The 8,870-nt window shown below is 42.7% G+C and carries 11 protein-coding genes; 3 read left to right on the top strand and 8 right to left on the bottom strand.

Annotated features, from left to right (window positions below; translation table 11 throughout):
• The 4 genes from F7C14_RS05590 to F7C14_RS05575 form a co-directional block, all read right to left on the bottom strand.
• Positions 1–463 (bottom strand): PIG-L family deacetylase (locus tag F7C14_RS05590; protein WP_290900705.1); only part of this gene is annotated, 463 nt, incomplete at its 3' end.
• A gap of 5 nt (positions 464–468) precedes the next feature.
• On the bottom strand, positions 469–1,989 hold the full coding sequence (locus tag F7C14_RS05585) for a hypothetical protein (RefSeq protein WP_290900703.1): 1,521 nt from the start codon (positions 1,987–1,989) through the stop codon (positions 469–471).
• Positions 1,982–2,308: a DUF1616 domain-containing protein gene (locus tag F7C14_RS05580; RefSeq protein WP_290900701.1), complete on the bottom strand. Its 327-nt coding sequence runs from the start codon at positions 2,306–2,308 to the stop codon at positions 1,982–1,984. The genes F7C14_RS05585 and F7C14_RS05580 overlap by 8 nt, the downstream gene beginning before the upstream one ends.
• Positions 2,301–2,750: a VanZ family protein gene (locus tag F7C14_RS05575; RefSeq protein ID WP_290900699.1), complete on the bottom strand. Its 450-nt coding sequence runs from the start codon at positions 2,748–2,750 to the stop codon at positions 2,301–2,303. Before F7C14_RS05575 ends, F7C14_RS05580 begins: the two co-directional genes overlap by 8 nt.
• A 77-nt stretch (positions 2,751–2,827) precedes the next feature.
• Between F7C14_RS05575 and F7C14_RS05570 the strand changes: the two genes are divergently transcribed.
• Positions 2,828–3,229, top strand: coding sequence for a hypothetical protein (locus F7C14_RS05570; protein ID WP_290900697.1), 402 nt, complete (start codon positions 2,828–2,830; stop codon positions 3,227–3,229).
• Between the two features lie 3 nt (positions 3,230–3,232).
• Here F7C14_RS05570 and F7C14_RS05565 read toward each other — a convergent pair whose 3' ends face one another.
• A complete protein-coding gene (locus tag F7C14_RS05565; protein WP_290900695.1) occupies positions 3,233–4,189 on the bottom strand; it encodes a hypothetical protein in 957 nt (318 codons plus the stop codon).
• A 582-nt stretch (positions 4,190–4,771) separates the two neighbouring features.
• On the opposite strand from F7C14_RS05565, the gene F7C14_RS05560 reads away from it, so the two are divergent.
• On the top strand, positions 4,772–5,530 hold the full coding sequence (locus F7C14_RS05560; protein ID WP_290900693.1) for an undecaprenyl-diphosphate phosphatase: 759 nt from the start codon (positions 4,772–4,774) through the stop codon (positions 5,528–5,530).
• Here F7C14_RS05560 and F7C14_RS05555 read toward each other — a convergent pair.
• Together F7C14_RS05555 and F7C14_RS05550 are read right to left on the bottom strand one after the other, a co-directional pair.
• Positions 5,511–6,332, bottom strand: a complete 822-nt coding sequence (locus tag F7C14_RS05555) for a DMT family transporter (protein ID WP_290900691.1) — start codon at positions 6,330–6,332, stop codon at positions 5,511–5,513. The two genes, F7C14_RS05560 and F7C14_RS05555, sit on opposite strands and share 20 nt — an antisense overlap.
• A 42-nt stretch (positions 6,333–6,374) precedes the next feature.
• The gene (locus F7C14_RS05550) at positions 6,375–7,037 is read right to left on the bottom strand and encodes a hypothetical protein (RefSeq protein WP_290900709.1); all 663 of its coding nucleotides are present in this window, start codon (positions 7,035–7,037) and stop codon (positions 6,375–6,377) included.
• A gap of 95 nt (positions 7,038–7,132) precedes the next feature.
• On the opposite strand from F7C14_RS05550, the gene F7C14_RS05545 reads away from it, so the two are divergent.
• A complete protein-coding gene (locus F7C14_RS05545) occupies positions 7,133–8,287 on the top strand; it encodes an MFS transporter (protein ID WP_367114339.1) in 1,155 nt (384 codons plus the stop codon).
• An 8-nt stretch (positions 8,288–8,295) separates the two neighbouring features.
• On the opposite strand, the gene F7C14_RS05540 is transcribed toward F7C14_RS05545, so the two are convergent.
• The coding region (locus F7C14_RS05540; protein WP_290900689.1) for a UbiA-like polyprenyltransferase at positions 8,296–8,870 on the bottom strand (575 nt) is incomplete at its 5' end.

Raw genomic sequence — 8,870 nt, 5'->3', positions numbered from 1 at the left:
TATCTAAGGGAATAAATGCGGTTGTGTCAAATGTCAGATTATTCCAAGGTTGCTCGTATCCGAGAATCGTGCACCCCTTGAAAGCTCTTAGCGTTTCCTCTCTCGTGACCTTGTGATCCTGATGCGTGTCGTAGGAGGAAGGTGTGAAAACGACATCCGGAGAAATTTCCCTCCTGATATCAATCAAAGAGTCAAGAATTTCCTGTCGGAAAGTGGGAAATTTTCTAACTTCAAAGTCGTAGAGAAGGACGTTCTCTTTACTTATCCCAAGAATTTCAGTCGCCTCTAAAACTTCCTTTTTAAGGATATTTTTTGGGTAACTTTCTGGAACCGATCTCTCGCAAGAGGATAACGCTGCGTAGTAAACCTCTATTTCATCTTCAACGAACTTAGCTATACTCCCTCCACATCCGAGTTCTCCATCGTCGGTATGCGGACTTAATATTAAAATTCTCCTAAACATATCAATCACTCCAGAATTCCAAGCGGATCGCTTTTGGTGTTTTCTTTTTCCAGCTCTTTAAATACGTTGTAAACTTTGAGAACTTCCGGAGAGTCGTAAAAAACCTCCGAATCCAATCTGTAAAATTCTCCGATTTCACTCTTCGTAATTCTACCATCCTGCGATATTGAAGACTCCCAAGCGGGGATAATCTTTCCTATACCAACATTTGCTGCCACGTCTACAATCGAAGGCTTCAAGGAGAATAAGCTGCTTGCAGCAGAAATTATGTTGCTCGTCCGTTTGTAATGGGACAGATATTTTTTCCGAATTCTCCTATCGGAGGATCCGTTTATTTTAGCGGCAATCAATCTTCTTCTGCTTTCCACCTTGCCCAAAATTGCGTGTTTTTCCCAATTGTCGGATAAGCCGAATTCTTTAACAATAGCATTCATTGCAGCTTTGTGTTCTTTCCCCAAATACACATCTACGGATTCCCAAAACACGGTTTTAGGAACGTTAAATCCGAAACCCTTGGAGATGCTATTCGATACGAGACCGTACTTCAAACTACCTCCTGATCCGGTAATAAATACGGACGTTTTCATACCCTCGAAAAAGAGAACGTTCCTCATAATTGCCCTCGGACTTAACTTCTCAAATTCTCTGAGTGAATCAACTATCTCAACTTTATAGCCACAAAGTCTGCAATCTCCCACGAATTTTCCGTCTCTTCTCTCTATCGAAACCTTGCCTCCGCATTCGCAATGATACCAGAACGGAGCAAGTTTTTCATCAGTTTGCAAATCCGGAAAGTTCAAATTTTCAGCTGCGGAATTCTGCAGAAGGTTGAATTTGTCAAGGTCGTCTACAATTTTTTTCCACACATTCACGAACACTTTCTCCTTCTGTACATCCGAGCTCCTGAAGAAGTAGACGTTAACGCCCATCAACTTGCAGATCCTTGCAAACGCTATAGCATTCAAATCAGCAAAGTTATCGGAAAGATCGTAGCTTATCCAAAGTTCCTCAGCGATCTCTTCAACGTCCATGCTGCTGATATAGTTTCTCAAAATTTCGTTTACGGCTTTTTCCCACTTTTCTTCCGAAGGTTTATCAAGTTCGTTAAACCTTTTCCATATTTCGGAGCTTTCGGGTCTCCTTAAACCGATATTCAGATAACCGTGCTTGTTCATTTTCGGAATTCTGTTTTGGTAGAGCAACTTCGAAGAAGAAGTGTCGTAATCAAGAAAACCGAAAAATGCGATCGCATCTCTACCCATGCTTTTTAGCTTTTTTTCGAAAAATTCCGCAAGGAAGGCTTTCTTCCATATTCCCGGATACGGTAAAAACAGAGGTTGATGCCCGCTCTCGATGACCAGAGTGTTTTCGCGAACTTTACTTTTTTCATAGGGTATTCTCGCATCACTGTGAAATTTTTCGGAGACCTCCAAGAGAGAGTTTAAATTCCTTCTGTACTCTCTCCCCAAATTCGCATTGTTCTCAGCAACACCCATACAAAATTCAGAAACATTCATTCTACTCATCCCCTCTTTTTCTCCTTTTAATATAAAAAAGCTCCAATTTCCAAACGACAATCATCAGAAGCGTAAATATCACCAAGGAAAGAAAGATGTTCGAAGCAGTTGTGCCTATTCCGAACCCCACATCCATTAAGAGAGCTGTAAAAACCACAACGACGACACTGAAAACTCCAGAAAACGCTATTCTCTCCACAAGGCTCAGCTCTTCTCTCTCTGGAAAAAGGACGAGCAAAACCGCGTAGCCCGGAACGAAAAACACGAAGATTAAGCCGAATAGCAATCGCATTCCGTTTACGATAAGCTCCAATACAGATTCAACCATTTAACGCTCTCCTCTTGTATTTACTAACTCCAATCACGACGATTTGAGAAAGCATCAATCCGATCACATCAGCGAACAGATCAGCCAAACTTGGAGACCTTCCCGGAACGAACGCCTGATGAAATTCATCAAAAATTCCGTAGCATGCACCTATTACCAGCGTGAGGATGTAGGGATTTCTGTTGAAGGCGCTTCTTACGGCAAGATTCAAAACGAACCCGAATCCGGCGTAAAGCAGGATATGCGCAAATTTGTCTGGATACCTGAAAGCGAAATAGAAAGGGACTGCAAGGAACTCCAAACCGTGTGTTTTGAGAAAATCGTATAATGCTATTAGATTCTCACTCGAAATTGGGTTCGGAGGATTGGATGTTGAGGAGAGATAGAAAATCGCTGTCGCATAAAGTATCGCAAGAAATCCGTAGACGTACTTTTTTCGCATCACTTCCCATCTCAGTTTTCCTATATATAGTTGATTGAGACGAAGATTTATTAACGACTTGTTAAAAATTACGGGAGATGAGTGCAAACGATCTAATGATAAAAGCTCTGATCGTTACCACGATTTTAAGCGTCGTCTTAGTTTCCTACCTTCTGTGGGTGAGCTCTCAGGAAAGGTACACGACCATATACATATACCCCGACTACTCGAACTACGTAAAGCCCGGGAGTGTAGTGAAATTTAGATACGGTCTCTACTGCCACGAAGGACAAGAGACGAACTACACAATCAAGATATACTTGGGAAATGAACTGATAAAGACGAAAAAAGTCGTGCTGAAAAACGATGAAAAGTGGGAGGAAAATGAGAGCGTTTATGTCCCTTCAGATATTTCCCTTCCGACTAAGATAAGGATCGTGGCTGAAACAGAAAATAATGCTTACGAAGTTTATTTTTGGATTAAGGAAAAATCAAGATGATTTTTAGTAAGGGACGAAGAACCCGATGACGCAGAAAACTGTTGTTAAAGCGTACATCGACAAAACCACCTGTTTCTCCGTCATCTTAAAGTAATACGGAAGGACCCACTTTAGCGTGTAAGGATTCGGAGCTTCGATACTCTTATCCTTTCTAACCTTCCCGAACTTGACGATTTTGTACCTTTCATCATTCGGCTTAATTTTTCGCATCAACCTCCAGTAGACGTAAAGGAGGAAATTTGCAGTGTGAGGGAGGAGCATTACGAATCCAGAAACGTAAAAACCTCCAAGAACTATAGCCAATCCCACAGTGGATCCCATAGTAAAAGCTCCAACGTTTCCGTCAAAAATCTTCGACGGATACCAGTTAAAATATAAGAAAGCTAACAAAGCTCCGAGCATCGCTGAGGATATAAGAGTACTTCCCTTTCCGCTTGTTAGAGACTTCAGTAAAAGGAAAGCCAAGAGTATTGCCGTTAAACCGGAAGCCATTCCGTTAAAGCCTGAATGCATGTTGACGAGATTCGCTACCACCATCACGTAAACCGGAGCGATTATGAATAGAAGCAATCCCCCCACTTCTCCTACTAACGGCACTTCTGCTTTGGATGCCACAAAAGCTATGGGCAGAGTAAATACTGGTGGAAATACTACTTTTGTTGCCCTCCCTATATCTATCAGATCGTCGAGCAATCCAAAAAGACCGTAGAGAGCTATAATAAACACGGAAACGAGTTCTGGAAGCGTAATTTGAGCCGAAAAAGCTCCAAGGATAGCTAAAAATACTGCCGAATAAAAGGCAAGTAGGATCGACAATCCGCCGGAAGTTGGAACGTATCTTACGCTGTTCTTGTAGTAATCCGGTACAACCATGTCTCTGTCCCTAAACTTCTTTATCTGAAGTGGAATTAGCAGCATAGCTACAACAAACGCTGTAACTAATACCTCCCAGAACGACATACAACCACGCACCTAATTATCGGAATGTAAAACCGTAAAGAAAGCAATAGCTGACTCCGGCGACCCTCCCATCATCAATATCAGATTAGGTAACCGGATAAGCTAAATAAAACCCATCACGGTTTCTTCCGGGATATTAAAATATTTTCTAACTATCCTCGCGAACTCCCTCCTTTGAACGGAGAACGGAACGGAATATTTATCCGCCAAACCCCTTTTCTCGAATTCCAGAATAACCATCCTGATTTGCACGCGAGAAACTTTACATCCTCTTCTATTTAAAAACTCTCTCAATCTACTGAGGGAGTTTGCGAAATAACCGATTTCCTTGCCGATATCCGCTGATGAGTTTCTAACAACCCCACAGTGCTTGCAGTGAGGATGCAACCTAATCAGATGGTTCCGGGAAGGTAACCACACCCTCTCTTCTGAGTCTTTATGCTTGCAAGCGGACATATTATAGCAAATTTGACAGATTAGTAAATAAATTTTTCGATAAAATTATTAATTGTACTTATGGTAATAATGAAAAATGATTTGAAAAGAGATATTTAAATAGTCAAAGTAGCACTATCACTTAAAATGAGCGAAATCGAGAGTTTCAGCTTAATAATCGTTGCAGTAGTACAAGGAGTGGCTGAGTGGCTTCCCGTCAGCAGCGAGGGGCTTTCGATACTTGTCATGGTAAACATTCTGAAATTGAACTTTTCACAGGCTTTTAGCTATGCTGTATTCCTTCATTTAGGAACTATGCTTGCCGTTGTCGCAAAATTCAGAAAAGACTTTTCGGATCTTTTTAAGCTACGTTCTCCACTCCTTAAACAGGTTGTTCCGGCAACGATTTTCACTGCATTGAGCGCAATTCCCCTAATGCTTGTAGTGAGAAACGTGGAAGCTATCATGGCGAATTTATTGATTGGAGTTTTGCTTATTGCAACCGGAGTTCTGTTGAGATTGCCAAAAGAAGGTTACAGAAGAGCTGTGGATTTGTCGTTTAAAGAAAGCGCTGCTTTAGGATTCTTTCAGGGATTTGCCATCCTTCCGGGAATTTCAAGATCGGGCGTGACGATAAGCTACCTTCTTTTAAGAAAGGTGAGAGAGGAGGATGCGTTAAAGCTTTCATTTATAATAAGCGTTCCTGCAGTGGCGGGAGCGACAGTTTTAAGCGGAGTTCCCGAAGATTTTTCAGTAAATCTCGCCTTTGCGGTCGTTTTGACAACTTTCCTTGTGGGCTACGGTATGATCGATCTCCTCCTCAGGTTCGCAAGAAAAGTCAGCTTTTCAAGCTTTTGCATAACCTTGGGAATTTTGGCTATTGCCTTCACTCTGATCGCTCTGTAGAGACTGCAACTGCTGCGATGAAAATCAAAGCAGCGCCGAAGTACTGAAAGAGAGATAGAGATTCTTCCAATAGCATTGCCGCAAAGAGGTAGGAGAATACTCCCTCCAGAGAGAGAATTATTCCAGCGTCGACAGATTTTGTGTGGGACTGCATGTAATTTTGCAGTATTTTCGCAACGAAAGTGGCTAAAAATCCGGTTATCAGCAAGGCAGCTAATAATTCTTCGCTGAAAAACAGCTTTTCCGTCGTGAAAGGAGCGAGAAAAGAGGATAGAACGCCTATAGTAAAAACCTGCCACCCGGCAAGACTCATCGGATAGAGTTTCTTCGAATGTTCGCCTATCATGGCAATTTCAAAAGCGAATGCTACTGCACATAAGAGAATCAACAGATCCCCGAAATTAAAGGAAGAGTATCCGGAAAGAAGGTAAACTCCGGTTAAGGCTAAAAATACTGAAGTAGCCTCAACTTTCGTAATCCTTTCTCCGTAGAGTCGACTGGCTATCAACGGCGTGAAAACGATGTAGGTTGATGTTATGAATCCGGCGTTCGTGGCGGTTGTGAATTTCAGACCAACCGTCTGAAATGCATACCCAAGGAAAGATGCGATTCCAATTTTTACTCCAGCAACGAACTCTTTCTTCCTCAAAAAGGGGAGGAACAAAATCGTCGCCAAAGCGAATCGCATTGCGTTGAAAGTAAAGGGTGATGCGTAATTCAAAGCGATCTTGACAACCGGAAACGTGGAACCCCAGATTAGGGCTGTTAAAACCAACCCTGCATCGGCGTATATCCTCTTCACAGCTCTGTTTTCTAAAAATTAAAAAATAATAAACTTTTTACTTTAACCCCCACTCATAAAACTCCCGACATCGCAAACTTTTCCGTCCGGCTGAAATATGGTTGGGTCGTAGTCGATGTACTCTATTTTATAATCCGCAACAACATTGCCTTGTTGCCTAAAAGTGGCTTGGAAAGATTCCGATACTGGCTCATCCTTCGCCTCCTCAACCTCTGACGGAGAAGCCGTGATTGTTTGAGTGAACTTCATCCACTCGCAATCTCCCATTTGCTGGATAGCCATTCCTCCCTTGCTGTAAATCGTAGTCGTTAACGTGTTCCCTTCGTATTTGTTAATGATAATAGTCGCTCCCCTTCCTTGCTCAGTCTCCCCTTCCATCCTGAGCAACTTCTCCTTATTTTCGAAATCGAAGTAGTACCAAAACTCCGTCGTCTGAGTTTTGCCGTTCTCAGAAACAGTCACTGTCCCATGAACCATTTTTCTGTTAACGTACATCTCATACAAAGTCCTGATCGCTTCTCCAGATGACGGCGTTTGAGTTTCCCCAGCTTCCTCTTGCTTTGCCGGTGTTGAAGTCTTTTCCGGAGTTGGTGTTCTTTCAGCCTTTGGAGTTTCAACCGGAGTGCTTTCAACCTTTTCCTCCTTACCTCCACTGCAACCGGCCAGAACAACCAAGAGAGCAACCAACAAAGCCAGCAATCTCATGTTTCCCCTCCGACGTTTCGAAAATTTTGCTTTTCAGAAATATTTATACTTTTTCCCTGAAAAGCTTAATATTCAAGCAACGCCACTCAAAAGCTATGAGGCAGCTCATCTACCTCGCTTTAATTTGCTTCATTTTAATGTTCAGCGTCACGATGATTTATCCGGTTGTAAAGCATTACGTGATAGACAAGTATAAGGCGACGGTCTCCCAAGCGAGTTTATTCGTCGCTGTAAATTTAATTGCCTACGCAATTTTCGCTCCGGTCTGGGGGTCTCTTTCAGACAAACTCGGAAAGAGAAAGATTTTCATAACAATCGGATTGCTTGGTAATTCTGCGATGCTATTCCTTCAGGCTGTAGCTCCAAATCTCTCCCTCCTTATGCTTTTCAGGTTTATCGAAGGAATATTCACCGTTATGGTTTATTCAATAGCGATGACCCTCGTTCTTGATGTGGCGAGGAGAGAAGCTTACGGGAGAGGAATGGGAGTGATCGGGATGGGAATAGCCACTGGCATGGCGTTTGGCGCTCCCTTTGGCGGTTTTCTCGGAAGTTTAGACCCAGTTACGCCGTTCTACACAGCTTCTTTACTCATTTTTCTCGCCTTTATTCTTGCCCTGATCGTTCTTGAGGATGTTGAAGTCGTGAGTTCGAAATCGGTTCTTGAGGGAATAATTGTTGCTAAAAAGAGAAAAGAGCTTCTCGTACCTTACTTGTTCTCCTTTGTCGACAGGTTTACAGCAGGATTTTTCGTGAGTGTTTTTCCGATAATGCTCGGAACGCTGTATCACATGACTCCGAAGGAGATAGGTATCTACCTCTCCTCATTTCTAATGCCCTTCGCTCTCCTTCAGTATCCGGGAGGATTTATCAGCGACAGATTTGGAAGGTTTAAACCCCTAATATTCGGAAGCTTCATCTACGGAATCTGTATATCTTCAGTCGGTTTTCTCACCCCTCCTGCAATAGCTTTTTCAATGCTCGTTGCTGGGGTTGCAGCAGCGGTAATACTCCCGGCATCGTCAGCGCTAAGCGGGGATCTCGCTCCGAAAGAATTAAAAGGGGCGGCTATTGGAGGGTTCAACTTCAGCGGATCTCTGGGATTCGCTTTTGGTCCAGCTGTTGCCGGATTTATAGCCGAAAAATACGGTTTTTCCCAAACATTCTACGTTGCCGGAATATCCGTGTTTATAGTAACTTTCGCAGCAATCCTGCTGCTGAGAAAGTGGAAAATTAACGAAGCGTCTTAGCGGAAAAACTACGATAGGACTTCGAAAATTGTGAAAAGTAGTAGAAAGAAACTTATAAGAGCGTTCGCATGGAAGAAGGATAGCTCTATCTTGCTTTCGTCGATTTCTATTATTAGGTGCTGAAAAGCTATTAAGAAAGCTATTGCAGCCAGAGATAACTTCACGTAAATTCCGAAGTCAAAGTATTTGTAAAAGGCTATGGAGAGAAGGACAAAGAAGACAACATGGTTTAAAGTCGAAACTATCTTCGCAGCTCTAACTCCGAAGTGGGCTGGAATGGAATGAAGACCGTATTTTCTGTCGAAATCCAAATCTTGAAGGGCGTAGATAATATCGAAGCCAGCCACCCAGAACATCACAGCCACTCCTATTAAAAACGGAAGAGCTGCATCACCAAAAATGTTGAAAGATCCAGTTATGGCTATCCATCCACCCATTGGTGCGAAAGAGAGGTTTAAGCCGAGGACGTAATGGGATAAGCAGGAGAACCTTTTTAGGTAGGGGTATATGTAGGCGACAATGGCTGGAATTGGGGAAAGTACGAAAGCGAGCCAGTTTAGGAGGTATGCGGAAATGAAGTATG

The sequence above is a fragment of the Ferroglobus sp. genome (assembly GCF_015521575.1).
GTDB lineage: Archaea > Halobacteriota > Archaeoglobi > Archaeoglobales > Archaeoglobaceae > Ferroglobus.
This window is presented reverse-complemented; position numbering and strand designations above follow the sequence as displayed.

Excerpts from the sequence above, each read along its gene's own strand:
- F7C14_RS05565 (WP_290900695.1), bottom strand. The coding sequence starts at position 4,189 with ATGTCGTTCTGGGAGGTATTAGTTACAGCGTTTGTTGTAGCTATGCTG.
- F7C14_RS05585 (WP_290900703.1), bottom strand. The coding sequence starts at position 1,989 with ATGAGTAGAATGAATGTTTCTGAATTTTGTATGGGTGTTGCTGAGAAC.
- F7C14_RS05570 (WP_290900697.1), top strand. The coding sequence starts at position 2,828 with ATGAGTGCAAACGATCTAATGATAAAAGCTCTGATCGTTACCACGATT.
- F7C14_RS05575 (WP_290900699.1), bottom strand. The coding sequence starts at position 2,750 with ATGCGAAAAAAGTACGTCTACGGATTTCTTGCGATACTTTATGCGACA.
- F7C14_RS05550 (WP_290900709.1), bottom strand. The coding sequence starts at position 7,037 with ATGAGATTGCTGGCTTTGTTGGTTGCTCTCTTGGTTGTTCTGGCCGGT.
- F7C14_RS05580 (WP_290900701.1), bottom strand. The coding sequence starts at position 2,308 with ATGGTTGAATCTGTATTGGAGCTTATCGTAAACGGAATGCGATTGCTA.
- F7C14_RS05545 (WP_367114339.1), top strand. The coding sequence starts at position 7,133 with ATGAGGCAGCTCATCTACCTCGCTTTAATTTGCTTCATTTTAATGTTC.
- F7C14_RS05560 (WP_290900693.1), top strand. The coding sequence starts at position 4,772 with ATGAGCGAAATCGAGAGTTTCAGCTTAATAATCGTTGCAGTAGTACAA.